This window comes from Cyanobacterium sp., from assembly GCF_054166785.1.
Genome location: NZ_JBSZCP010000019.1, coordinates 1 through 25,125, shown reverse-complemented (window position 1 = coordinate 25,125; position 25,125 = coordinate 1). Strand labels below are relative to the sequence as shown.

Annotated in this window: 21 protein-coding genes, 1 tRNA gene and 1 pseudogene; 7 read left to right on the top strand and 16 right to left on the bottom strand. The window is 38.9% G+C overall.

All coding sequences use genetic code 11. The features are described from left to right. Positions 1-212 precede the first annotated feature (212 nt). Both ACXITR_RS03400 and ACXITR_RS03395 read left to right on the top strand, forming a co-directional pair. On the top strand, positions 213-506 hold the full coding sequence (locus tag ACXITR_RS03400; protein WP_457995824.1) for a DUF2288 domain-containing protein: 294 nt from the start codon (positions 213-215) through the stop codon (positions 504-506). Between the two features lie 190 nt (positions 507-696). Further along, positions 697-2,049, top strand: a complete 1,353-nt coding sequence (locus ACXITR_RS03395) for a sensor histidine kinase (RefSeq protein ID WP_457995823.1) — start codon at positions 697-699, stop codon at positions 2,047-2,049. A 28-nt stretch (positions 2,050-2,077) separates the two neighbouring features. Here ACXITR_RS03395 and gatC read toward each other — a convergent pair whose 3' ends face one another. The 4 genes from gatC to hemF form a co-directional block, all read right to left on the bottom strand. Continuing rightward, positions 2,078-2,365 carry an Asp-tRNA(Asn)/Glu-tRNA(Gln) amidotransferase subunit GatC gene (gene gatC / locus ACXITR_RS03390; RefSeq protein ID WP_457995822.1) on the bottom strand — a complete coding sequence of 96 codons (288 nt, stop codon included), beginning with the start codon at positions 2,363-2,365 and terminating at the stop codon, positions 2,078-2,080. A gap of 336 nt (positions 2,366-2,701) precedes the next feature. Further along, positions 2,702-3,736 (bottom strand): DUF1036 domain-containing protein, encoded by a 1,035-nt coding sequence (locus ACXITR_RS03385; protein ID WP_457995821.1) that lies wholly within the window; start codon positions 3,734-3,736, stop codon positions 2,702-2,704. Between the two features lie 734 nt (positions 3,737-4,470). After that, complete coding sequence (locus ACXITR_RS03380) at positions 4,471-4,992, bottom strand: photosystem I assembly protein Ycf3 (RefSeq protein WP_457995820.1); 522 nt, start codon at positions 4,990-4,992, stop codon at positions 4,471-4,473. A 209-nt stretch (positions 4,993-5,201) separates the two neighbouring features. Further along, positions 5,202-6,233 (bottom strand): oxygen-dependent coproporphyrinogen oxidase, encoded by a 1,032-nt coding sequence (hemF, locus tag ACXITR_RS03375; protein WP_457995819.1) that lies wholly within the window; start codon positions 6,231-6,233, stop codon positions 5,202-5,204. Between the two features lie 196 nt (positions 6,234-6,429). On the opposite strand from hemF, the gene ACXITR_RS03370 reads away from it, so the two are divergent. After that, positions 6,430-6,912: an SRPBCC family protein gene (locus tag ACXITR_RS03370; protein WP_457995818.1), complete on the top strand. Its 483-nt coding sequence runs from the start codon at positions 6,430-6,432 to the stop codon at positions 6,910-6,912. Between the two features lie 37 nt (positions 6,913-6,949). On the opposite strand, the gene ACXITR_RS03365 is transcribed toward ACXITR_RS03370, so the two are convergent. Further along, the gene (locus ACXITR_RS03365) at positions 6,950-7,717 is read right to left on the bottom strand and encodes a hypothetical protein (protein ID WP_457995817.1); all 768 of its coding nucleotides are present in this window, start codon (positions 7,715-7,717) and stop codon (positions 6,950-6,952) included. Between the two features lie 220 nt (positions 7,718-7,937). On the opposite strand from ACXITR_RS03365, the gene ACXITR_RS03360 reads away from it, so the two are divergent. Further along, positions 7,938-8,011 (top strand) — tRNA-Met (locus ACXITR_RS03360). Positions 8,012-8,021: 10 nt separating this feature from the next. Here ACXITR_RS03360 and thyX read toward each other — a convergent pair. From thyX to ACXITR_RS03330, 6 genes are all read right to left on the bottom strand, one after another. Continuing rightward, a complete protein-coding gene (gene thyX / locus ACXITR_RS03355) occupies positions 8,022-8,813 on the bottom strand; it encodes an FAD-dependent thymidylate synthase (RefSeq protein ID WP_457995816.1) in 792 nt (263 codons plus the stop codon). Then, positions 8,803-9,123 (bottom strand): nucleoside triphosphate pyrophosphohydrolase family protein, encoded by a 321-nt coding sequence (locus ACXITR_RS03350; protein ID WP_457995815.1) that lies wholly within the window; start codon positions 9,121-9,123, stop codon positions 8,803-8,805. Before ACXITR_RS03350 ends, thyX begins: the two co-directional genes overlap by 11 nt. A gap of 219 nt (positions 9,124-9,342) precedes the next feature. After that, positions 9,343-10,479 carry a cell division protein FtsZ gene (gene ftsZ, locus ACXITR_RS03345; protein ID WP_457995845.1) on the bottom strand — a complete coding sequence of 379 codons (1,137 nt, stop codon included), beginning with the start codon at positions 10,477-10,479 and terminating at the stop codon, positions 9,343-9,345. Between the two features lie 302 nt (positions 10,480-10,781). Next, positions 10,782-11,816, bottom strand: a complete 1,035-nt coding sequence (gene trpD / locus ACXITR_RS03340) for an anthranilate phosphoribosyltransferase (protein WP_457995814.1) — start codon at positions 11,814-11,816, stop codon at positions 10,782-10,784. 291 nt (positions 11,817-12,107) lie between these two features. Beyond that, a complete protein-coding gene (locus ACXITR_RS03335) occupies positions 12,108-13,022 on the bottom strand; it encodes an SPFH domain-containing protein (RefSeq protein WP_457995813.1) in 915 nt (304 codons plus the stop codon). A gap of 129 nt (positions 13,023-13,151) precedes the next feature. Beyond that, complete coding sequence (locus ACXITR_RS03330; protein ID WP_457995812.1) at positions 13,152-13,574, bottom strand: NfeD family protein; 423 nt, start codon at positions 13,572-13,574, stop codon at positions 13,152-13,154. Between the two features lie 356 nt (positions 13,575-13,930). Between ACXITR_RS03330 and gltB the strand changes: the two genes are divergently transcribed. Beyond that, positions 13,931-18,544: a glutamate synthase large subunit gene (gltB, locus tag ACXITR_RS03325; protein ID WP_457995811.1), complete on the top strand. Its 4,614-nt coding sequence runs from the start codon at positions 13,931-13,933 to the stop codon at positions 18,542-18,544. Between the two features lie 245 nt (positions 18,545-18,789). Then, the gene (locus tag ACXITR_RS03320) at positions 18,790-19,563 is read left to right on the top strand and encodes an ABC transporter permease (RefSeq protein WP_457995844.1); all 774 of its coding nucleotides are present in this window, start codon (positions 18,790-18,792) and stop codon (positions 19,561-19,563) included. 242 nt (positions 19,564-19,805) lie between these two features. Here the strand turns inward: ACXITR_RS03320 and ACXITR_RS03315 are convergent. The 5 genes and pseudogenes from ACXITR_RS03315 to ACXITR_RS03295 all read right to left on the bottom strand — a co-directional run. Further along, positions 19,806-20,483: pseudogene (locus ACXITR_RS03315) on the bottom strand (Rpn family recombination-promoting nuclease/putative transposase); the annotation flags it as partial. 157 nt (positions 20,484-20,640) lie between these two features. Next, positions 20,641-21,165: a pilus assembly FimT family protein gene (locus tag ACXITR_RS03310; protein WP_457995810.1), complete on the bottom strand. Its 525-nt coding sequence runs from the start codon at positions 21,163-21,165 to the stop codon at positions 20,641-20,643. Then, positions 21,146-21,724, bottom strand: a complete 579-nt coding sequence (locus ACXITR_RS03305) for a type IV pilus modification PilV family protein (RefSeq protein WP_457995809.1) — start codon at positions 21,722-21,724, stop codon at positions 21,146-21,148. Before ACXITR_RS03305 ends, ACXITR_RS03310 begins: the two co-directional genes overlap by 20 nt. 1 nt (position 21,725) lies before the next feature. Continuing rightward, on the bottom strand, positions 21,726-23,252 hold the full coding sequence (locus tag ACXITR_RS03300) for a hypothetical protein (RefSeq protein WP_457995808.1): 1,527 nt from the start codon (positions 23,250-23,252) through the stop codon (positions 21,726-21,728). Positions 23,253-23,585: 333 nt separating this feature from the next. After that, positions 23,586-24,059, bottom strand: a complete 474-nt coding sequence (locus ACXITR_RS03295) for a hypothetical protein (protein WP_457995807.1) — start codon at positions 24,057-24,059, stop codon at positions 23,586-23,588. Between the two features lie 118 nt (positions 24,060-24,177). On the opposite strand from ACXITR_RS03295, the gene ACXITR_RS03290 reads away from it, so the two are divergent. Further along, positions 24,178-24,954 carry an HAD family hydrolase gene (locus ACXITR_RS03290; RefSeq protein ID WP_457995806.1) on the top strand — a complete coding sequence of 259 codons (777 nt, stop codon included), beginning with the start codon at positions 24,178-24,180 and terminating at the stop codon, positions 24,952-24,954. Positions 24,955-25,125: the final 171 nt, after the last annotated feature.

Here is a 25,125-nt window from a genome sequence, read left to right as displayed (position 1 = left end):
AACTAATAATTCTCTCTTGATTGCTTTATTTTATCCTTTTTAGGACAAGGAACAATGGACAATTAGCAGTTGAGAATGTAATTTTATGTTTATTCCCCCCCATCACCCCATCCCCTTATTTCCAAGCCATTGCCTATTCCCTAGTTTCTATTGCACGAAAAGAACAACGATGGGAAAATATAAACCGTGACAATTCCAAGAAAATTTTAATAATGTCAGATTTAAAAACCCAATTACAAGAACAAATTGCCGAGATTGACTGGAAAGATTTAATCCCCCATGCCCAAAGGGATGTCATCATCGTTGTTAATGATAATTTAGATTTAATTGATGTGGGAAGTGCGATCGCCCTTAACGACACAAAAACCATCGAAAACTTGATTAGCGAACAATTAATTCAAAAACCCACCGCCGAACAATTAAGCCACTGGAATAGTCAGCCCACCACCCAATTTAGCACCATTATCGTTCAACCCTTTGTATTAATTAAAAACTGTAAATATTAATAAGGGAATAGAGAACAGGGAATGGTGATAATATCTTAAATACTAAGTCATTTTAATTGTTAATTATCCATTGTTAACTGTTCATTGAAAAAACTGCTATGGTAAAAATTGAGAGTGGAACAAATAAGCAAAATTAAAGTTTAATTACCCATTATCAATTATCCATTATCAATTATCCATTGACTTCCCCTTGTTTCAAACCACCCGAAGACGTTTAGCCCTCTATTACACCATTGTTACAGCGGTATTATTAATTATCTTTGCCATCGGGATTTATGGCTATGTTTATAAAACCCTCATTGACAGAATTGATGATACCCTCAAACACGTGGTTGAAATTGTTGAACCTTCCCTCGTGATAGATGATGTCAGCTTAGGGGAAGGAAAGTATAAATTAAATATCAATGCTAGTTTCCGTCAACATCCTGATACTACTAATAAAGTAGAAGATGATCACATTGATTTAGAATGGTTTAGTCCTAATGGGGAGTTATTATGGCAGACTTTAGAAGAGCCCTTACCCATACCCCTTTCCTTCCACTCTGGGGGGAAAACTATCCGTATGTCTTCCGATTACCTATTACGACAAATTACCAAAAGAATAGAAGTAGGGCGCTATGTTTTAGGTTATCTGCGGGTGAGTCATCCCCTTTTTGATGTCATCAAACCCATTCGTCAACTAATTACGGATTTAATTATCGGCGTAACATTAATGATTACTTCTGTAGGGGCGATCGGTTGGTTTCTCTCAGGTATTGCCATTCAACCCGTCAAAGAATCCTACCAAAGTTTGAAACAATTCACCGCCGATGCTTCCCATGAGTTGAGAAATCCCATTGCCACCATTAAAACCAATATCCAAAGTATTTTAGCCTATCCAGATATGGAGCCAGAGCAAAATAAAAAACAGTTGGAAATTGTTGAACGTTTAACGGAAAGATTATCTAATTTAGTTAATGATTTATTGTTTTTAGCCCGTAGTGATAGCGGTATTATCAATCCCACTTTTCAATCTATTCCCCTTGATTCTTTGTTGCTTGAAGTGGTGGAAGAACAAGTAATTATTGCTAAGGAAAAATCTATTAATTTATCATTGGAGATAATAGATAATATTTATGAGCCTAACTTAAAGGAATTAGATGACATTGAATATTTGTTTACCATAGAGGGAGACTGGGGGCAGTTAATCCGTCTTTTTACTAATTTAATTAGTAATGCAATTATCCATGGATTTGAAGAAAATAATAATAAAAAAGCTACTATTCAAGTAATATTAAAAAGCATCAAAAAAACAAATAAACTTTATTGTAGCGTTGAAATTAAAGATAATGGTATCGGCATAGAAAAAGAAAATGTCCCCCATCTTTTTGATAGATTTTATCGGGGTGATTCTGCCCGTAGTTATCGGGATAACAATAACAGTAACACAGGGTTAGGCTTGGCGATCGCCCGTGCCATCATCGAAAACCATCACGGTAGCATAAAAGTAGAAAGTAACCCCCATGAGGGAACAAATTTTATCGTTAAGCTACCCAATAAATAGGGGGCATATTTCACACCCCCAAAGAATATTAGCCCATAATTTTAGGAACTCGGAAAAAGTCATCATCCCGAGAAGGGGCATTATCTAATAAACTTTCCCTATCTTCATAGGTAGTTTGTGCATCGGTGCGCATAATATTACTAACATCAATCGCCCTTGTCGTGGGTTCTACTTCACTGGTATCTAACTCACTCAATTGATCAAAATATTCAAGAATAGCATTTAACTGAGAGCCAAATTCTTGCTCCTCCTGTTCGCTAATCTCTAAACGGGCTAAATTAGCCACTTTTTTAACTTCTTCCTGACTGATACTCATAAAAAATAATAACTAATAAAAAATAATCAAAACCCTATTAATCATAACAGGGAATAGGAAATTTAATTATTACACTTCATTCCAATGTCAGCCTAAATTTAGATTTAATAAGCTTTAGTAATAGAGTTGTTGCGAAATAGGTTTTTTCCCAAATTTAATTCTTATTTGATAAGAGTTTTGGATACGCAGATATTTAATTCAGAACAAGTCTAATATATCCTGTTATTAGAGAGAGTTTAAGTAAGGTAATAACTTGTACAAAAAGAGCAATTTGGGTTTATTAAATCCCCCAATTCTGGGGGACTCATATTACTCACAGTCAAATTTATTGACACCTTAACGAGAATGAATACCACAAAATGTTTCCACACCACCAGCGACTCCTCCCCCGCTACCTCCTGAGACTGCCGTTGCGGTTACACCAATCGCAGTCCGAACGCTAGGAGGTAAATTTGTATAATTTTGACAAGCCTTCAAAATATTTCTTGCCACACGATCAGAAACAGATCTTCCCCTACGCTCAGTGAATTCTAATTGCATACTATGAACATATTTAGCAATATCTGGGCTGATATATTGTGTATTACTTGCAAACCTGATTGATGGACACATAGGATCGGTCGTCGAACAGGCCGTCGGAATGTCAAAATGTTCAGAGACAAATAATTCTCTACCTATTCGATCCAAACCCACAACAGTTACTGTAGGTCTGGAAGCCCTAGTAATATGTCTTGATCTTGATCTTCCTTCTATATATAGTCGTCCGCCACGATTTAGAGTAACAGTAGCCCCACCAGTTGCTCTTGTCGATAAAGTGACACTCCGTTCCGCTCTCACAGTAGGTGCTGTTTCTGGTTCCATATAGTTTATTGGGTCTGGAGTAGGACTGGGATTTGGGTTAGGAGTTGGTGTGGGAGATTCGTCATTACAAGTCAAACCTTGAGTAAATTGGGTCGCTCCAGAACGAATATTCACCTCTGTCATCTGATATGTTCTCCCTCCAATATTTACAGGATGATCTCCACTCCAAACTCGACCAGAGTTATCTGTTGCTTCTGCATAATAGTAAAAAATTCTATTGTTGGTTACTACGCCCCGTAAACTAGTAGGACCTTCTTGTGGGTCAAAATTATACCAAGAAGCTGTTTCCCAGTCTCCTGTATTATTTCGAAATCGAACCGCTAAACGAATAGGGGTTGATTGACATCTATTAATAAATAGAAGTCTTATATTTCTTGCTTGGGTTATGGTGATAGAATTTGTCGGGGTCTGATTACTTTGAGATAAAGCAGTTGGTGCTGTAACGAAAAAGAGACTCAATCCCAAAGATGTTGTGAGTAAACTTAAGGGCAGTGTAAAGCGTTTTTTCATGGCAAATTACCTCCTAGTATGCTTTTCACCTTACAGCTAAAGAATTGATTTCCAATCTAAAAGTTTGCTAAGTATATGATAACCATCTTTTTCACTGAAAATTTTACGCTAATGGCTATAGATTTTTTAACTAATAGGTTATTTTTACTGTTTTGATGTAGTCTGCATACCGTTCATTTTTTTATTTCTATGAAATATTATAGCAATTATTGATTGATTTTTTATATTAATAAAAGTAAACATATATTTCCAAATATTACACTCTTATTATTAAGGAATTACTTTCATAAAACCAATCGTATATATTGTTCCTGATTAAGTTGTATCAGTTTAGAGGAAACAGATTCTGCCAAAAACTGGTCTATCTACAAATGAATAAATAGAGCTTCAGCAGATTCAGAGAATAGAAGTAATGGGGGATAAAGAACGCTTAGAGTCAAAACTTTAATAGTTTTACGATTATTTTTCATTGCCTTTTCTCTTTGATTGAACTATTTTAACTGTATTTCTTAAATATAAAATTGTTGCAAGAAAAATACTCACACGGAAATTATACGGAAATTATATTTTAAAATTCTCTGAGGAAATTATTCACTTTATTTCATGGAAGTTTATCTATGCTATGTTTACTATTAAAAAATAGTTGTATTTTTGACACACATAATAAGAATCAAAAATGGACAATTGACAATTAAGATTATCCATCATCAATTCTCCATTATCAATTTCAATTATTAAAAGAATACATCCATTTCTGATCTACCAGTGGTTTTGAGCCAGTTTTGAGCCTCTAGGTAACTATTAGGGGAAAGTCTAATGGCTTGTTTCCAATACTCCGCTGCCTTATCAAAAAGATTTTCTGCCTCATCTTCCTTTCCTTCTTGTTTACATTTATCCCCTTGATAGTGGTATAGCACCGCAATATTATTTAGGGCAGAAGGTTTACGAGGATTAAGTTCTAAGCACTGATGATAATACCCTAGGGCTTCTTCCAATTTACCATTACTAGCATGGATTAAACCCATATTATAGAGGATTTCGCTGCGATCGCCCGGATCATCCTCTAATCTGAGGGCTTCTTCATAGTTTTCAAGGGCTTCAGCATATTCCCCATCCGCTTGGGCAGACATACCATCACGGTAATAAACAAAAGCCTCCTTTGCCCTAGCATTAATCGGTAAAACCTTTAGAATAATATCCGCCATGACGGTAAAAGTTTTATCGATAAAATTATCATTCTTTTGTGATCTACCCATATATTTGATTTATTAAAAAATTAAAAGACTTTTCTTGATCCTAATACAACGACTAATTATCTTGTGTTTAATTTTATTGCACAATCCCCTCCGAAGAAATTTAAACCCCATCCCCACAATGATAATTTGTTGTCAATGCAGAAACAGGGTCTAAAATAAGCAAAACAAAACAAATTGAAGTTTAATTGTCCATTGTCAATTATCAATTGTTAATCCCAGTTTGCCCAATCTTGAGGTTTGAGGAAAATATCATATAATTCGGCTTCAGGGGTATTAGGTTCAGGGGTATAACCATATTCCCAGCGCACCAAGGGAGGTAGAGACATTAAAATAGACTCCGTGCGCCCATTGGTTTGTAAACCGAAAATAGTTCCCCTATCGTAAACCAAATTAAATTCCACATAACGACCACGACGATATAATTGGAAGTTTCTCTGGCGATCGCCATAATCCATATTACGACGTTTTTCAGCAATAGGGCTATAGGCAGGTAAAAAAGTCTTACCGCAATCCTGCACAAAAGCAAAAATTTCTTCCCAACTACGTTGTTTTTGAGGAGGTAACTGATTACTGTACTGCGCCGCCGCCTTATCTGGGTGAGGCCCACGATAAATAGGATCATTGCCATCCTGATAATCAAAGAAAAGCCCCCCTACCCCACGGGTTTCATCACGATGTTTTAAATAAAAATACTCATCGCACCAACGCTTAAACACATTGTAATACTCTGGATGGTGCTTATCACAAGTCTTTTTAAAAGTAGTGTGAAAATGCTTCGCATCCTCAGCAAAAGGATAATAAGGAGTTAAATCAGCACCCCCCCCAAACCACCATACTGGGCCCGCCTCAAAATAACGATAATTTAAATGTACCGTAGGAATATAAGGATTTTTAGGGTGCAATACCATCGAAGTACCCGTGGCATAAAAACGATGTCCCTCCGCTTCAGGACGTTGTTTCAGAATACTAGGGGGAAGATTATCACCCCATACCTCAGAAAAATTGACTCCCCCCTGTTCAAAAACATCTCCATTAGTCATAACACGGGAGCGGCCACCGCCTCCTTCCTCCCTTTCCCAACTTTCTTCCTGAAACTTACCCTTACCGTCTAAGGCTTCTAAACCTTGGCAAATCTCATCTTGGATAGACTGCATAAACTGACTTACCCTAGTTTTTGCATCTTCTGGAGGAAAAGAAGTAGAATTGATGGGGTTAGTATTTTCTTTGGTCGCCGTATTCATAATTTTTTTTTAAATATTGCTAAAAATAACTTACAATCTATCAATCTAAACTGTAAGGGGTCTTGGAACTTAAAATTTTTGCAGTTCTTAATATTATGAAATAAAAAAACGCCTTCAGCAATAATTGATCAACACTAACTTTTAATAGTTTATTAGCACAGATAAATTATTTATCAATTATCCATTGCTTACCATCATGACTTTTAACTTTTCCTTTAAATTACTTCTGGCAGATGGCGAAAAACTTTTATGTCAATGCTCTCTCTACAAAACCTATCGAGTAACAACAAATATTCCCGTGGACGTGGTATGGCATCGTTTGATTAACCTAGCAGATATGTCTTGGCATCCCCTATTTGTCAAAACTAGATTACCCAAGGGATTAATTCCAAAACCGGGGTTAATTTTTGGGGTGGTAACTCGTCTTACCCCCATTCCTATCAGGGTATTTGTGGAAAATGTGCGCCCCAAGGAATTTTTGAGTATTCGTCTATTAGCCATACCCGGTATTGAGCAAAGAATTACCTATCAGATGGAATCAACTCTACGGGGCAGTTATATTGCCTATTCCATCACCCTCAAGGGGTGGCTATCCCCTCTTATTTGGTGGTTTATTAAGCCCTATTCTGCCAAGGTGGCTTCTGAGTTGGTTAATGCCGCCGCCAAGTCTTTGCCATAGAAAAATCCGCCATTTGATGACGGAGAATATCAAGGAATTATTTATCTTTACGAGAATTATGTCCAAACCATGATCTTTTTTCTTGATTAGCTGTATATTTTTCTTGCAATAGTTGAGTTACATCTTCCATGGTGCCTTCTGGTAATACCCATCCATTTTCGATGTCTGGAAAGTCTAGTTGACAATTTTCGCACTTTTTATCAGGATAAAAGCGAATGGGACACCAAAAGGATTCTACATTACGTAACATTTCACTACCCAATGACCATACCCCTGTCATCCAGTCGCAATATAAGCACCAGATTAAGTCATAGCCAATTAATCCTTCAAATTTTTGACGGGAAACATTAACCCATTCTTTTGCTTCGTATTTAGGTAGTTTAACTAACCAAGTCAAGGGGGGATAGACAACAATTTCAGCCAGACGCACAAGCCAAAATAGGGGAATTGCTAGGGCTGTAATCCACACGGCTAGATGGTTACGCCATTTTCCTACCATGGTGCTTAATGTGCTGTGAATATTACTTTTAGGTCTTGTGTGTAACGATTCGTGAGCGAAAATCCAAATCCAAAGACTGGTAAATTCAGCGAGTAAAGCAATTCCGACTCCTTGCCACTGGGCAATAATTGAACCGATGAGGAGAGGTAATGGCATAAAATATGCTAAGGCTAAATCAATGCCGGGGGCATAACAAAGTCTATCGGAAAGTTTTTTTCCCGTGTCTCCCAACCGAGGTAATAAATGCAATATAGAAATCCCTAATATTAAGAATAGGACTAGATAGAGATATAGTTTTATTAACATTTATTTTTTTTAATGAATATTAGTCTTCAGTATAGAAGTATCAACTCAGAAAATAGGGGAACTAATAAGTTTTATGACGTGGGGATAAAGAGGTAAAACCATATGCCCATAGTTTACCGTTAGCTATCTGGGCGATCGCCCTTCCTCCCATATTTCGCCCCAAAACTAAGCTCCCCCTTGCATAATCTGAGAAAGTTTGTTATACTCGTAAGAGTGATGACGCGGGATAGAGCAGTCAGGTAGCTCGTCGGGCTCATAACCCGAAGGTCGGTGGTTCAAATCCGCCTCCCGCCATGTTAAAAGATTAAGGGGCTAGTAAATTTTTACCTAGTCTCTTTTTCTTATATACCTCTGCCACTTCAGGCATCCATTGCTCAAAGTGATATAGCAATAGGGTTGCTAAGTCTCGGATTTCCGATTGGGCATCTTTGGGTAAGCGTAGGTCACAAAAATGCAATAGACTTCGGGCATTAAAAGACACTACAAAATGTTGACGGATATTTTGGGTTAATATATCCCTAGCGTGTTCTGGGGCATAACCATCATTGTTTATTTTTTCCGCATAATAGGCGATCGCACCTTGGGTAAAAGCAATATCCTTATTACGGGTATCCTGAGAATAAAAATATTTATTACCCTCCCGATCAAAATAATTACCAATAGCCCGAAAATAAAATAAACTCTCAATTTCTTGGGCAATAACTTCAAAATCCACCGATTGGGCTTGCAACTCCTCAATTTTTTTGGCAAGATTCAAAATTCGTTGGCTAGTATAACGCTGAGATTGACAATCAAAACTTACCCCCACCCGATGGGTGCGCGCCTGTACCATCACCGAATGGGGAAAATTAATTACATTAAAAGTAATACTAGGATGTTCAATAATACCCCAGTGCATCTTATTAACACAATTACGAACAATTCTTCTGCCCAATTCCGCCTCAGAATAACTAGCTAACTTTTCGTATTCCTCCGCCACAAAACTCTCACTATAATCTTGGTGCATTGCCAAATAACAAAGCAGATTAGGGCGATCGGTTTTCCCCAATACAGTAACCTTAAAACGAGGATCTAATAACTCTAAATTATCGGTCATCTCCATCTCCTTGTAACGTTTGATTTTCTTTTCTTTTAAGCAGTTTAGAAATATTAGCTTCCATCACTTCTTCAGGGTTTAACCCCAATTCATCACATAATCTTGCCCAATACCACAGCACATCTCCTAACTCCTTCGTTAATTTATCTTGGGCTTGTGCGAGGGGAAAATCTTTACGGATATACTTTTTCACCACCCCACTAACTTCCCCAGCCTCGGAAGCCAGTCCAAGGGTTAGATACTCCAAAAAAGTATCAGGAGGATAGATAGCCGTTTGTTTTGTTAACTCAACATATTCGTTTATATTCATAAAAAAATTATCTCAACTTGATAAAATAAATACTCATTGTTTTTCAAACACCACGATTCTGCACAACATTTAAGTCTAAATATTTAATAAAATTAACCAAATCTTTTGACCAAAAAGAATAAAAGACATTGATTAATAAATATGGTTACAGAAAAAGACAACGGACAAGTAAAAAAGTATCCCATTGTCCATTGCCTATTGTCAATTATTAATTTGCCCTTAACGGCGAGGAAATCGACGACGTTGTAGAAACTCAGGAATATCCAACCCAGCGAGGGGATTCCCTTCTGAGTCCGAATCATCGGACTTTTCTTCATCCTCATCCTTGCTAGAAGAAGCTAGGGGAATACTAGGAGGGGTAGGAGGAGAAATAATATTCTGTAAAGAATCATCAGAGACATTGTCTGCGGAAAATCCTGTGGCAATAACCGTGATGCGAATTTCTCCCTGCATACTCTCATCTATCACCGCACCAAAAATAATATTAGCATTGGGATCTACAATATCGTAGATGGTTTCCGCCACCGTGTTAACCTCATGGAGAGTCAAATCATTGCCCCCAGTGATATTTAACACAACTCCCTTTGCCCCTTGAATAGAAGACTCAATCAGAGGAGAAGAAATAGCCGCCACCGCACTTTCCTTTGCCCGAGATTTTCCTGAGCCAATGCCAATACCCATTAGGGCTGAACCTGCATCCGCCATAACTGCCCTGACATCGGCAAAGTCCACGTTAACTAAACCTGGAATAGTGATGATGTCGGAAATACCTTGTACCCCTTGACGGAGAATATCATCGGCAATGCGGAAAGATTCTTGTAAAGGAGTTTCGGAAGGAATAACCGATAAAAGTTTGTTGTTAGGAATAACAATGAGGGTATCAACTCTACTTTGTAGGGCGGCGATGCCATCATCGGCTTGGGTGGTGCGTCTTCTGCCCTCAAAGGTGAAAGGGCGAGTAACTACCCCTACGGTAAGGCAACCCATCTCCTTGGCGATTTCAGCGACGATAGGGGCTGCCCCTGTGCCTGTACCTCCGCCCATGCCTGCGGTGATAAAAACAAGGTCGGTATTTTCAAGGGCTTTAGCGATTTCTTCCCGAGATTCTTCGGCGGCTTTTTGCCCGATGGAAGGATTACCCCCTGCCCCTAAACCTCGGGTGAGTTTTTGCCCAATTTGTAGGCAATAGGTGGCCATGGATTCGGTGAGGGCTTGGGCATCGGTGTTAATTTGCCAAAATTCTACCCCCGAGACGTTACTTTGAATCATGCGATTAACGGCATTACAACCTCCACCGCCAACGCCGATGACTTTGATTTGGGCTACGTTGCTAGGGACTATTTGACGGGAATTCATATTAGTTTCAACGGGGGGAGTTTGAGCCTTGGGCTTTTGGGTTTTTTGAGGGGAGTTATTATTTTGATTCTTTTTTATTCCTGATGACTCAATTAAATATTTGGCAAGGTTGAGATCTGATTCATTCATTTTTTATTTTAGGCTTATTTAGCTATGGTGTTAATAATAAATACTTTTTTTTTAGTAAAAATAAGAGTTACATAAATATTTCAATTTTAGGGAGTAATAGCTTTACCTATGCTCACAAAAATTATAACTTAACCTATGGTATTTATCTTTTTAAGGAATATATGTGGATAATTTTACTTTTGGGCAAAAAAGGTTACTAATTGTTGTAATTTATCCCACGCACTACCACTTTCAATGATCTGTTGTGCTTTTTCAATGGCGGTGGCGTAATCCCCTAGGGGGGTAACTTCTCCCACCTGTAGGGCAAGGGAGGCATTTAATACCACGGCATCGGTTTGGGCTTGGGTGCCTTTTCCTTGTAATACTTGGGTTAAAATCTGGGCATTTTCTTCCACATCTCCTCCTTTTAAATGGGATAGGGGGGCAGGGGTTAAGCCTAATTCTTGGGGGTTAATGGTGGTTTTATTAACATTACCATTATCAATAATTGCCAGATCTGTAATATCTCCTAATCCTGCTTCGTCTAGTTTTTCTCTACCGTGAAGGGCGATCGCACGTTTTATCCCTAAAGTATTAAGGGCGATCGCCATGGGTTCAATAAATTCGGGAGCATATACCCCAATAATCTGCCCTGTAGGACGTAAAGGATTGACCAAAGGGCCAAGTAAATTGAAAATTGTTCTGATTTTTAATTCCCGACGGATAGGCCCCACCGCCTTCATGGCAGGATGCCACCCTGGAGCAAACAAAAAAGTTACCCCTACTTCGTTCAATGCTTGTTTATATTCTTGAATATCTCCATTTAATTTAACCCCAAGATATTCTAAAACATCCGCTGAACCCACTTTACTAGATGCCGAGCGATTACCGTGTTTTGCCACCTTTACGCCCCCCGCTGCCGCCACAAAAGCCACGGCGGTGGAAATATTAAAAGTAGAAGAACCATCTCCCCCAGTGCCACAGGTATCGATAACGGGTACGGTATGGTTAATTAAATCTGATTGTAATGACTGAGATTGCAACACCTGAGCCATCCCTGCCAATTCTATCCCTGAAACCCCTTTGGCTTGTAGTGCTGCCAAAATAGCCCCCGACAAGGCGGGACTAATTTCCTCATTTAGCCACCCTTCCATGAGGGTTGATGCTTGAGCCTGACTCAAGGATTCTTGGGCGAGAAGTTGTTGTAATAATAAAGTCCAGTCCGTCATGGTTGTTGATCAGGTAATTGCAATATTGGCTAAATTTTATCACCGACATTACACACTATCAACTTTTTATATGATGCTTGATATTAAACCCCGTGCTAATAGGATACGGCGTAAGTCCTGAAGGTATTATTTTTAGTGTTGTAGTATTATATATTTGCTTTAGTTCAATAATGTTGCAGACCTAAAATGAACAACACCAGATACTACTTAGGATGGGGAACAGTTTTTTAAAATTTGTGGGCAATGGGCTTAAGCCCATTGTTGGTTTCATTGATTGAGAAAAAGAAATATCTAAAGTTCAGAATTGCCTTCTATTAGAGAATTCATCCCCTCAAGGGTCGATACAATACTACTAGGATCCATAAACATTACCTTACTACTCTGACTGCTACCTATCACCTTACCCGTTTCTAAATATTGTTGGGTGAGTAAAAACTGTAGTGCTTTTTGGGCGAGGGTATCTCCCCGTAACTGATTGACCACAATTTGCAGAGCTTCAGCGGTGGCTTGGGCTTGGAGGATTTGCTGTTGTTTTTCGGCTTCGGCTTCCAAAATAGCGGCTTTTTTCATGGCTTCAGCTTCTAGGAGTTTGGCTTCTGCCCTACCCTGGGCGGAGTTGATAGCGGAATCCCTTTCTCCTTCGGAGGTGAGAATGGAAGCTCTTTTTTTCCTTTCTGCCGTCATCTGTTGTTCCATGGACTGTTGTACGGCAATAGAAGGGGTAATGTCTTTTAGTTCTACCCTCAATACTTTAACACCCCAAGGATCCGTAGCGATGTCTAATTCCCTTAGGAGAATGTTGTTAATTTCGGTTCTAGCGACGAAGGTTTCATCTAGTTCTAATTTTCCTATTTCTGAGCGAATTTGGGTTAAAACTAGGTTTTGCATGGCTGACTGGAGATTTTCGATTTTGTAATAGGCTTTTTCCATGTCAACGATGCGCCAATATACGACGGCATCAACGCTGATAGAGACGTTATCCTTGGTGATACAGGATTGGGGGGGGACATCTAATATTTTGTCTCTGATGGTGTCTTTATAAACCACTTTATCTAAAAAAGGGACTACAAAATTTAGTCCGGGGGAAAGTTTTTTGTTGTAGCTTCCGAGGCGCTCTACGAGGTATTCGTTTTTTTCGTTAACAATTTTGACACTACCGAAAATTGCTGAACCTGCTAGGGCGACGATAAAAAATAGTTGTTCCATGGGTTGTTATTTTTGATGTTTTTTTATTTTAAAGATCGGTTTTTTTATTACCTAATTTTATTAGTTATTAAGGTGTTTTTTTATTAAAAAAGGTTAAGAGAATCTATTTTTTGCTTATATTTATTCTGTTCAAAATTTTCTGGGAAGTACCGATAGGGTGTTACCATGACGACTAACGATATAGACTTTTTCATCGGGGCTAAGTTCGATGGTTTCATCGGCACATACTGCCTGCCATGAATTTCCTTCATACATTACTCTTCCCATTTGCCCGGGGGCGATCGCCGTTATCGTAACAGCTTCATCTTCTTCTAATAATAACGGATCTTTTCTTTTGGGAGAAAAATATTTTTTAGCTAGAAGAATTAAGGAAAAAGAAAGTATCATCCAAATAACAATTAGAGCATTATTATAGGGAAAAATGAGGGAAATACCTGCGACGATAAAAGCGCTTAAGCCCATCATAAATTCCACAAATGCGGTAGGAAAAATAAGCTCCATTAAACAAAATAGAGAGCCTACGATAAGCCATAATAGTACAGGTGATGACATAGAAAACTATTTATGATTACTTAACTTTGTGAACTGAAATTTAAAAAAGTAAACATTAACTATATTTTTTACTCCTAGTCTTATTCTATTACATCCCCCATAGTTGTTTTATTTTGTTTTCTTAGATTAACTTGATAAGTTGTCTTATACATTCCCTAAATAGACTTAGGATGCCCATAAATTTTCTTGCCAAATCTTTAATAAACTTAATATTATCTTAAAAATCTGACAAAAAAGAAAGATCATTAAGAAATTTTCCTATAATATAAAGAACTAAAAATAGAGAAAAAAGTAGAGCTAAACTTAATATTTTCTTTATATTTGCACGATTAACACCAAGAATTTAGGAAGCAATTATGACCATAAATAATATACCAAAAAAACAGGGATTATACGATCCACAAAATGAACATGATGCCTGTGGTGTAGGCTTTGTAGTGCATAAATATGGCAAAAAATCTCACGATACAGTACAACAAGCATTAACCATCTTAATCAACTTAGACCATCGGGGAGGCTGCGGTGCCGAACCCAACACAGGAGACGGTGCAGGGATATTAATGCAAATTCCCCATGGCTTTATGGTTCAGGAAGCCGAAAAATTAGGTATCGCCCTACCCCCCACGGGAGAATATGCGGTCGGGATGATGTTTACTTCCCCCGATGAAGAAAAAAGATTCAAAGCTAGAGCCGTATTTGAAGAAATAGTAGCCGAAGAAGGGCAAAAAGTATTAGGTTGGCGAGATGTACCCACCGATAATTCTGATTTGGGAAAAAGTGCCTTAATTAATGAGCCTTTTGTGCAACAGGTATTTATCGCCAAAAATCCTCACATTGACGATAATACTGCCTTCGAGCGCACTTTATTTGTAATTAGGAAGCGATCGCACCGTGCCATCAAAGCCACAAATATTGATGAATACTGGTATCCTGCCACCATTTCCAGCCGTACCATCGTGTATAAAGGAATGCTCAAACCAGAGCAAGTAGGGAAATATTACCTCGATTTAAACAACCGGGCCCTAGAAACCGCCCTCGCCCTCGTCCATTCCAGATTTAGCACCAACACTTTCCCCAGTTGGGAAAGGGCGCACCCCTACCGCTACATCACCCATAACGGGGAAATAAATACCCTTAGAGGTAACACCAATTGGATGCACGCCCGACAAGCCCTCTTTGAGTCCGAACTATTTGGGGAAGATATGAAAAAAATCCAACCCATCATCAACATGGAAGGAAGCGATTCCCTTATCTTTGATAACGCCCTCGAAATGTTGGTTTTAAGTGGTCGTAGCCTTCCCCATGCCGTCATGATGATGATACCTGAACCTTGGACGGGGCATGAGTCCATGGATGCCGAGAAAAAAGCCTTTTATCAATACCACTCCTGCTTAATGGAGCCTTGGGATGGACCTGCCTCCATCGCCTTTACCGACGGCAAACAAATCGGCGCAATTCTCGATCGCAACGGGTTACGTCCCTCAAGATATATCGTCACCAAAGACGGGCTAGTAATCATGGCATCGGAAGCAGGGGTATTACCCATTGAACCAGAAAGGGTAGAATCCAAAGGCAGACTACAACCCGGGCAGATGTTTTTGGTAGATATGGAAGCAGGGCGCATCGTAGCCGATGAAGAAGTTAAAAGGGCGATCGTCACCGAAAAACCCTATCAACAATGGCTCGACAAAAACCTCTATACCCTCGATGATTTGCCCTCTATTCCCCCCTTATCAAGGGGGGCTGGGGGGGATCTCATACCCTTGCAACAAACCTTCGGTTATACCTTTGAAGACTTGCGGATGTTACTCGCCCCCATGGCAACCAATGGGGTAGAGGCGATCGGCGCCATGGGCATTGATACTCCCCTAGCGGTGTTGAGTGACAAACCCAAACTTTTATACGACTACTTCAAACAACTATTTGCCCAAGTAACTAACCCCCCCATCGACTCCATCCGAGAAGCCATTATCACCTCCGCCGAAACCACCATTGGCAGGGAAGGAAATTTACTTAACCCTCAGCCCGAAAGCGCTCACCTCATCGCCCTGAAAACTCCTGTTATCACTAACGAGGAACTAGCAAAACTCAAAAATTTGACACCCTCCTTATCAACGGGGGATCAATCCCACCAATTCAAAGCCCAGACCCTCTCAATCTTGTTTGACCCCAAAGATGGAGAAAAAGGGATGGAACAAGCCCTAGAGGGGATTTTTGCCCAAGCAGATCAAGCTATTGAAGAAGGATGCACCCATCTTATTTTAAGCGATAGAGGAGTTGACGAAAATCATGCCCCTATTCCCGCCCTCCTGGCGGTGTCAGGATTACACCATCATCTCATTCGCCATGGCACCCGTACCCTCGTTGGTCTAATCCTCGAATCGGGTGAGCCCAAGGAAGTCCATCATTTCGCCCTTCTCCTTGGTTATGGTTGCGGTGCCATTAATCCCTACCTCGCCTATGAAACCATCCACCAGATGATCGAAGAAAAAATGATCATAGGGGTTGACTACGACACGGCCGTTTATAACTACATTAAATGTGTTACCAAAGGGGTAATTAAAATCGCTTCCAAGATTGGTATTTCTACCATCCAAAGTTACCGAGGGGCGCAAATTTTTGAATCCGTGGGCTTGAATGATAGCGTTATTGATAAATACTTTTCTCGCACTGCTTCCCGTTTACAAGGGGTAGGCTTAGAAGTAATCGCCGAGGAAACCACCATGCGCCATAACCACGGTTTCCCTAAACGACAGGTTAACGGACATACCCTCGATGTGGGCGGTGAGTATCAGTGGCGTAAGGATGGAGAAGCCCATTTATTTAATCCTCAAACTATCCATACCCTACAACAGGCCGTTAGAGAAGGGGATTATCAACTGTTTAAAGCCTACTCCCAAATGATCAACGACCATGGAAAACACTACTTCCGTTTGCGGGATTTATTGGAGTTTAAACAACGGGAATCGATTCCTATCGAAGAAGTGGAACCCATTGAAAATATTACAAGGCGGTTTAAAACAGGGGCGATGAGTTATGGTTCAATTTCCAAAGAAGCCCATGAATCCTTGGCGATCGCCATGAACCGTATCGGTGGTAAATCCAACACAGGGGAAGGAGGGGAAGACCCCGAGCGCTATACTTGGACAAATGATCAAGGAGACTCGAAAAACAGTGCTATCAAGCAGGTAGCTAGTGGGCGTTTTGGGGTAAATAGTCTTTATCTCTCCCAAGCCAAAGAAATCCAAATCAAGATGGCGCAGGGTGCAAAACCGGGAGAAGGGGGACAGTTACCTGGTAAGAAGGTTTATCCTTGGATTGCGAAGGTGCGCTATTCTACCCCCGGGGTTGGTTTAATTTCTCCTCCCCCTCACCATGACATCTATTCCATCGAGGATTTGGCGGAGTTAATCCATGATTTGAAAAATGCTAATCGTAACGCCCGTATTAACGTTAAATTAGTTTCTGAGGTGGGAGTCGGTACTATCGCCTCTGGGGTGGCTAAAGCCAAGGCTGATGTGGTTCTCATTTCTGGTTATGATGGCGGTACAGGCGCATCTCCTAAAACCTCTATTAAACACGCTGGATTACCGTGGGAATTAGGTTTGGCGGAAACCCATCAAACCCTGTTATTAAATAATCTCCGTAGCCGTATCGTGGTGGAAACCGATGGACAAATGAAAACTGGGCGCGACATTGCGATCGCCACTTTATTGGGTGCAGAAGAATTTGGTTTTTCCACCGCCCCCCTCGTTAGTCTAGGGTGTATCATGATGCGTGTGTGTCACCTCAACACTTGCCCCGTGGGAGTTGCTACCCAAAACCCCGAACTCCGTGCTAAGTTTACGGGAGATCCAGCCCACACCGTTAATTTCATGACATTTATTGCCCAAGAAATGCGGGAAATCATGGCAGAACTAGGCTTCCGCACGGTGGATGAAATGGTAGGGCGTACAGATGTATTAGAACCGAAAAAAGCCGTTGACCATTGGAAAGCAAAAGGGATAGATATTTCCCCCATTCTTTATCAACCCGATGTAGATCCTGAAATGCCCCGTCATTGTACCATCAAACAGGATCACGGTTTAGACCAATCCCTTGATATAACTAGCTTATTGGATATATGCAAACCAGCCATTGAGAAGGGCGAAAAAGTTAGCGCTACTTTACCCATCAAAAATATTAATCGTGTGGTAGGCACAATTTTAGGTAACGAGATTACCAAAAACCACTGGCAAGGCTTACCCGAAGACACCGTTAATTTACACTTTGTCGGTAGCGCAGGGCAGAGTTTTGGAGCATTTGTACCCAAGGGAGTCACCCTCGAGTTAGAAGGAGATGCCAATGATTATATAGGTAAAGGCTTAAGCGGAGGAAAAATCATCGTTTATCCTGACAAAAAAGCCACCTTCAAAGCAGAGGAAAATATCATCGTTGGTAACGTTGCCTTTTATGGGGCTACCAGTGGCGAAGCCTATCTTTCTGGCATTGCAGGGGAGCGTTTTTGTGTCCGTAACTCTGGGGTAACCACTGTGGTAGAAGGTATTGGCGATCACGGTTGTGAATATATGACGGGGGGTAAAGTGGTTATTATCGGTGCCACTGGTCGTAATTTTGCCGCTGGAATGAGTGGCGGTGTGGCTTATATCCTCGATGAAAAGGGCGATTTTGCTACCCGTTGTAATACAGAAATGGTGGGTTTAGAAACCCTCGATGATGCTTCGGAAATTGCGGAGTTGAAACAGTTAATTACTAATCATCAACAGCTTACTGGTAGTAAAAGAGCGGAAAAAGTTCTGGCTAATTGGCAGGAAAATATCGCTAAATTTGTGAAGGTAATGCCCCGTGATTATAAACGAGTCTTAGAGGCAATTAAAGAAGCCATTGATTCTGGTTTAACAGGAGATGAAGCCTTAAACGCTGCTTTTGAAGCCAATTCTCAAGATGTTGCCCGTGTCGGCGGTAGCTAGAAATAAGGTCAAAGTTCTTATTAAGTCTTAGTTAGTTTAAAGGTGGGTTAAGCGCCCACTTTTTCTTTTTGTAGTTGCTACTTGATACCAAATCCGATGTACAAATTATATTGATTGTTTTTGGCAATGGGCTTAAGCCGATTGTTAGCTGTATTAAAGTTTAACCTTGGAAGTATTATTTCAAAGTATCGGGAAGTAAGTTAACCTGTATTAATAATTATTTTCTAAAGAATAGATTACCTATGATGAAATATTGGAATGAAACCTTAGCTGTTAGTCAAAGAATTTTAACGGAATTAATTAAGAGAAGAAGAAGTTTAATTTTTTGGTCAATTTTTCCTATTTCTATTTTATTTATCAATGGTTATATATTAGGAGAAAGGGCAAATTTAGAGTTATCAGAGGCATTGAAGATGGCAGCACCTCCTAGTCTTGTGGGAGCAGCTTTATTCTTTAGTTGCCTAGGGGGTAGTGTGGCTACGGTGGTATCAGAAAGGGAGCAAAAAACCTTGAAAAGATTGTTTATCTCTCCATTAAGTGGTTTTTCTTATTTTCTTGGTATTTTCATCGCCCATGCTTTAATCGGTATTGGGCAAACTATTCTTGTTTATGGAGTAATTTTTTCGAGGGGGGAAACCATCGAAGGTTCTTTTTTCCTTGGGTTTACTATTCTATGTCTTAGTATTGCTGGTTATGTGGGGGTAGGTTTTATTTTGGGTACTCAACTGGCTAAACGTACGGAGGATGTAAATGCGATCGTGGCAACTTTTGGGGTACCATTATTGATTGTTGGGGGTGCTTTTTTACCCACTTCTCTCTTTCCCGATGGTTTATTAAGAGTTGCTCAATTTAATCCTATTTTTCACATGAATGAGGCTTTAATTGGTGTGTGGGCTGGGGGTGATGATTTTAGGGAGGTACAAAACCATTTTTGGTTTTTACTTATTTTTTCAGGAGTGATGCTTGTTAGTGGTTGGTTTTCCTATTATCGTATGGTGCAGTCAGAAAAGACTTTATAGCAATAGTTTGATTTCGTTCCTCTAATTTTTCCCTTACAATATCTTGGTTTTTTGTGGTTGAGTTTTCCCCTTATGGGGCGATCGCACAGAGCCTTTCCACCTGAATTTTTGCCTCTGACTTTAGAGCAATGATTAATTTCATTATTAAACAAGCCCAGGGGCGATCGCACAGTTCCCCCCTTAATAAGGGGGGTTAGGGGGGATTGAAACCACCCAAGACAGGAGGACTTTGATTAATTTTGCTAATTTCCAGCCACTTTTTTAACCAATTCAATATCTAATTCGAGGGCTTGGGCTATTTGTTCGGCGGTTAAACCTAGTTTTAACAGGTTAGGAATACTAGATATTTTTGCATCAATTTTGCCTTCTGCGTAGGTTTCTTGATAAAAGCGAGTTTTTTTGAAGTCTGATAGGGTAAACATTTTTGCTAATTCCTCCCTTGAGTAATTACTAAATTTGTAGGTTAATATTTTCTCTAATAGTTCTATAATATCTTGGTTTTTTGTGGTTGAGTTTTCGGCTTGTTGAGCAATGGAAAATAGCTTTTCTACTTGAGTTTTTGCCTGAGATTGTGGAGCGATGATTAGTTTCATAATTTCCACTCCAATACTATTAGTAGTGTTTGAGTTTAATTGATCAAGATATACGACAGTTAATTTACCTGAGTCTTTAAATTCTTGATAATAGGATGGAAGGGATATATCTAAACTTTTTTTTGCCCATATAACAACAGCACGGAAGTTTTGCGGTGGTTTGTATTGCCCTAAGTAAGTAAATATTTCAGTGAATAACCGATAGTATAGATTTTCGTCTTTTTGAAATTGTACCTCCACAAAATAGATAGGTTTGTCATCATTGAGAGGGAGAAAAAGTCCGTCGATTCTTTTAGCAAGTTGTTTTAACTCTTGGGAGGTAAATTGATATTCCTTTGCTTATTCGGGGGATAATCCGAGGAAGGAAAATAGGCTATCGGGAAGATTTAAGAATAGTTCGTAAAAGATAGAGTCGGTTTTCATTATTTTGTTTTTTCTAATTCCCCCCTTATTAAGGGGGGTTAGGGGGGATCAAACCAGTCCATTAAGGATTACTCAAATCATAACGGGCATTTTCAGGATTACTACAGTTCGCCGCCGAATCGCCAATACCTGTACGTATCATCCCCACAGACGATACTACTATACATTTTTCAGTACCAGGAATTACTGTACCATTAAAATCTTTTCTGCCGACTATAATAGTTTGAGAAGCATTTGTTCTTCCTTGAAAAGTATAAGTAATTGAAGTTTGTGTAACATTTACAACATCTGGATCATAATTAATTACCTCTAGTACGCAACCAGATGGAGAACCCGTTGTGCTACTTGTACCAATATTGACAGTACAATCTTGACTTCTCCTGTTCGCATTAATCTGAGCTTCTACTAATGTACTTCTAATGCGACTATGGGCTTGATTTACCTGATCTTGGCGCCGAGCATTAACCAAGCTAGGAGTACCAATGGCGGCACTAATACCCACAATAACCAGAATAGCCACGATTTCTACTAAAGTAAAACCTTTTTGGGGATCTTTATTTCTTAGATTAGCAACTAAGTGCAGCATCGGGTATTACCTCCGTTGATAGGGTTGTTACTTGAGTATTACTAGAATTACCACGAGGATGATTTTCTCCGTAGGTTACAGTGTGTGTAATTTGTAAGGTATTTCCGCTGGGCGTGTATTCTCTAAATATATCGTAAGACCTAGCATTAACGCTAACAGTTTGTGCCTCGGGAGTATTTGGAGTTTCAACCCCTGGAAAACGTGGATTCGCACTTGGTTGCAATAATCCATTCGTAGTATCATCTAACAACCTTTCACCATAAGTGTTGGGACATCCACTATTTCCATAAGTACCATCATCATTCCGATCCAACATAAAAGCCTCATAGCGAATCAACTCTAAATCCTGCTGTACCCAGTTAAGGGCTTCGTTTTTGTCTTGGGCTTGAACTCGGAAAAATGTGGCTAATACCACCGCCTGGAGTGAACCGAGGACGAAACCCGTCACCACAAGAATGGTTACAAGGACTTCAATTAGGGTGAAGCCTGATTGTTTATTTTTTTGCCCCAATCTTGATAAAAAGTTTAATTGAATTAATCTTGAATTATTTTTAGTCATTTTAATTAGCTTGCCTCCTTTGCCATGAAGTTATTGATCCAATTCTGTTATAAGGCATACCAATGCCTTGACCATCAACTCCATATGCTTGCTGCACAAGAGACTCTGCGTTATCAGGCACAACTATTTCAACCTGATTTGACTTAGAACCATCCCAAGTATCAGCCCATATAACAGCATTAAAATCAGGATTTGCAGAGCCTCCATTCACGCCTAAAATGGTATTTGGAGCATAAATAAAAGCACTAGAAGTTGTGGCACCTCCAGATACTGAAAATCGTTGCACTGCCTTTCCGCTAGCGTCCCTCATTAAACAAGGGGTAATACTGTTAAGAGATGCTGTGCATCCAAAAATGGCAAAGCGATCAAGTGTTCCTGTATGACGGATAGATGCACCACCACTAAAACTTATATTACCAGTAACATATAATCTGACTGGTGCCGCAGCACTATTAATAGTAATTCGTTGATCTGTATTTCCTGATATGTTGATGCTATCGTTGCCCGATCTTCCCAGTATATATGTATAGTCTTTTGAAAGTAAACTTGCCTTGTTATACCATACAGAAGTTGGATCCTTAACCCAATCTTCTCTTGCCGTGATGTCAGTTGATCTTGGAAGAGTTGTGGAAGAACCTATATTACCAATGGGAATATGACAAGGTAATGCTTGGGTTTTGGAACAAATTGCCGTGGGGGGATCAGGATATGGAGGTAGTAGAGGTGTACCAATTATTAAATCACCTTCTACTTTTGAGTTACTCTTAATATTCATTGCATCTTCTAAATATTCTCGACTCGGTTCTCCATCTTGACAATTCAACGGTTTGGTGGAGGTACAATCAGTACATATAATATTAAAGGTTCTAGTAGAAGAGTTTGGATCTTGTGATAAAATATCGTTGTTGCCTAAGTCAATAACAGTTTCTGCATACAATCCAGGAAAGGAATTCGGGCGGGTCAATGTTTCTATACTTGCGTTGATTTCTATTTGTGCTTTTGAGCTGAAAGTTTCCCCGTTGTCATTTATGCCTTGAACGATTAAAGTTCCAGTATCGTCTGAAGAGTTATAGCTATAAGATTGAATTTTATATCGACGACCATTACCCAATTCTTCTGTAAGAATCGCATCAGTGAGTATTGTTTCACTTGTAGAAGGAGCACATACTGATATATTTGCATCATCTGGTGGATTTCGCCAATCTCTATCTGCAGGAGTAGGATTCTTTATTTCTGGATTGTAATTCAAAGATAAAAAATATGGATATAGAGAACTGAGCTTATCAATAGTACGAGTGATTCCTGTTTCTGCTGTTTCCAAGGCTTGTGTCGCAAACTCATCAGAAGCAACATTAGTTTTATTCCTGCTAGAAGTAAAAATCATGGTGGTAGTAGCCCCCACCAATAATACCCCCAAAGACACCGCAATAATTAAAGTATTTCCTGCCTCTTGGTGATGATGATTAAGGGTTTTTTGCCATAGCCATAATAATGATTTTAGGGGAGATTGGGGTGGTTTGTGGGACATGGGATGATTTCCTCCGTTTATTCTAATAATATTAGTAGTTGAAAAGAAAAGTTAATAATTATTTAATATGAAGTTTAATAGTTGTAATGATTATCTTGAATAGCTATTTTATAGGGTTTAAACAAAGATTATCACCCCTAGGTGTTTCTTAAATCTTGCCCATACCTATACATTTTATTTTGTTATATATTATTTTTATTATAACTTTATTAGTTCTTTTTATGTAATGGGAAATATATGTACGTAAATATACTTGATTTTCACAGTAATTTTATTATTTAATAACTTTTAGCACAGAGAAAAAAAGTTTATTACCCGTTTTCACCCATAGTATTAGCTTAAAAATATGTTGATAGTCAAAAAAATGGTTGATACAATCATTAATATATAGGCACTATTAAGGCAAGTATTTTTTCTTTGATAAACCCGATGTAACTTCCATAACTCCTCTTGCCAATATTTAACCACGTCTTTTTCTTGAATAATCAAGTTTTCGGTATCCTGTGGTAAATCATTAAAAATAAAATATTGATGTCGATACTGAAATAAACCCACCACACAAACAATTAATAAACCTAACAACAAAGCAATCTCCAAAGACTGAAAAACTATCCTTAATACGTAAGTGTGGTTAAGATAACCCGAAATCACCAGTAAAATAACTACCAAAGTAAAAATCACCATCAAATAATTATCAATTCTAGTAATTTGTTTTTTTAAATCTATCAACGTTTCCTTCGTTAAAGAATGAATAAAGGTTGAATTTATCTCTTGATTCATGGTAAATAAATTGGGTGAATTAGTCATAAAAATTATTATATTGAAGCAATTCTTAATAATAGGACAATGCCTTTTAAACCATGGATGTAATTGAGCCTATCTACTTAATTTATACTATAATATAAAACTGAAATTTAAAGAGATTATGAATCAAATTTTAGCCCTAGATTTTGATGGTGTTGTTTGTGATGGGATGGCAGAATATTTCCATAGTAGTAGATTAACCTATGAACAAATTTGGCAAAAGTCACTGGAAAATATAGAACATAGTAAAGAAATATTTAACCATCTGCGACCAACCATTGAGACAGGGTGGGAAATGCCTTTGATTTTTAGAGCCATGGAAATGGAGCAAGATAAACAATTATTGTTTGATCATTGGAGTTCTTTTGTGAAGAAAATCATCGAACAAGATGGGATCAAAAAGGAAAATATAGCTAAGGCATTGGATAACATTAGGCAAAAGCAAATTAATAATAACCTTGAGCAATGGTTGGGTTTACATACTTTTTATTCTCAAATTATCGAGACTTTAATTAAGGTAATTAATGAAGGTTATAAGGTATATATCATAACTACAAAAGAAGGAAAATTTGTAAGAAAAATATTAGAAAGTGCAGAAATTGACACTGATAAAATAACCGTTTGGGGAAAGGAACAAAAACGACCAAAATATGAAAGCCTACGCCTAATCATTAATCAAGAAAAAGTTAGCCCTAGGGATATTTGTTTTATTGAGGATAGACTAGAAGCCTTAGAGGGGGTAAGAAAACAACCTGATTTAGATGGAGTAAAATTATTTTTGGCAACTTGGGGTTACAACACACAGGCAATCAGAGAAAAAGTTACGGGAAAATCTGGTATTGGGTTGTTATCCTTAGAAGATTTTACTCAGGGTGATATGGAAATGTTATTTCATTGATGGGGTTTGATGCCCCGCCCCAGCCTTGCTTAATAGCGGTACTTAAACAGAAAAGTAAGGTAAACTAATAATAAAAGTAGACAGAGTGACAACATTAGGTCATTATGAAAGAAACAACGTCTTCGTCCATGCCACCATGTTTTAATCGTTGGTGTGAAAAATTCGACCCAT

Bases quoted from the DNA above. Each gene is read 5' to 3' on its own strand.
- ACXITR_RS03400 (WP_457995824.1), top strand. From the start codon at position 213: ATGTCAGATTTAAAAACCCAATTACAAGAACAAATTGCCGAGATTGAC.
- ftsZ (WP_457995845.1), bottom strand. From the start codon at position 10,479: ATGAATTCCCGTCAAATAGTCCCTAGCAACGTAGCCCAAATCAAAGTC.
- ACXITR_RS03320 (WP_457995844.1), top strand. From the start codon at position 18,790: ATGAAATATTGGAATGAAACCTTAGCTGTTAGTCAAAGAATTTTAACG.
- ACXITR_RS03350 (WP_457995815.1), bottom strand. From the start codon at position 9,123: ATGAATATAAACGAATATGTTGAGTTAACAAAACAAACGGCTATCTAT.
- gatC (WP_457995822.1), bottom strand. From the start codon at position 2,365: ATGAGTATCAGTCAGGAAGAAGTTAAAAAAGTGGCTAATTTAGCCCGT.
- ACXITR_RS03305 (WP_457995809.1), bottom strand. From the start codon at position 21,724: ATGACTAAAAATAATTCAAGATTAATTCAATTAAACTTTTTATCAAGA.
- gltB (WP_457995811.1), top strand. From the start codon at position 13,931: ATGACCATAAATAATATACCAAAAAAACAGGGATTATACGATCCACAA.
- ACXITR_RS03385 (WP_457995821.1), bottom strand. From the start codon at position 3,736: ATGAAAAAACGCTTTACACTGCCCTTAAGTTTACTCACAACATCTTTG.
- trpD (WP_457995814.1), bottom strand. From the start codon at position 11,816: ATGACGGACTGGACTTTATTATTACAACAACTTCTCGCCCAAGAATCC.
- ACXITR_RS03330 (WP_457995812.1), bottom strand. From the start codon at position 13,574: ATGTCATCACCTGTACTATTATGGCTTATCGTAGGCTCTCTATTTTGT.
- hemF (WP_457995819.1), bottom strand. From the start codon at position 6,233: ATGAATACGGCGACCAAAGAAAATACTAACCCCATCAATTCTACTTCT.
- thyX (WP_457995816.1), bottom strand. From the start codon at position 8,813: ATGACCGATAATTTAGAGTTATTAGATCCTCGTTTTAAGGTTACTGTA.
- ACXITR_RS03370 (WP_457995818.1), top strand. From the start codon at position 6,430: ATGACTTTTAACTTTTCCTTTAAATTACTTCTGGCAGATGGCGAAAAA.
- ACXITR_RS03310 (WP_457995810.1), bottom strand. From the start codon at position 21,165: ATGCTGCACTTAGTTGCTAATCTAAGAAATAAAGATCCCCAAAAAGGT.
- ACXITR_RS03290 (WP_457995806.1), top strand. From the start codon at position 24,178: ATGAATCAAATTTTAGCCCTAGATTTTGATGGTGTTGTTTGTGATGGG.
- ACXITR_RS03365 (WP_457995817.1), bottom strand. From the start codon at position 7,717: ATGTTAATAAAACTATATCTCTATCTAGTCCTATTCTTAATATTAGGG.
- ACXITR_RS03295 (WP_457995807.1), bottom strand. From the start codon at position 24,059: ATGACTAATTCACCCAATTTATTTACCATGAATCAAGAGATAAATTCA.
- ACXITR_RS03380 (WP_457995820.1), bottom strand. From the start codon at position 4,992: ATGGGTAGATCACAAAAGAATGATAATTTTATCGATAAAACTTTTACC.
- ACXITR_RS03300 (WP_457995808.1), bottom strand. From the start codon at position 23,252: ATGTCCCACAAACCACCCCAATCTCCCCTAAAATCATTATTATGGCTA.
- ACXITR_RS03335 (WP_457995813.1), bottom strand. From the start codon at position 13,022: ATGGAACAACTATTTTTTATCGTCGCCCTAGCAGGTTCAGCAATTTTC.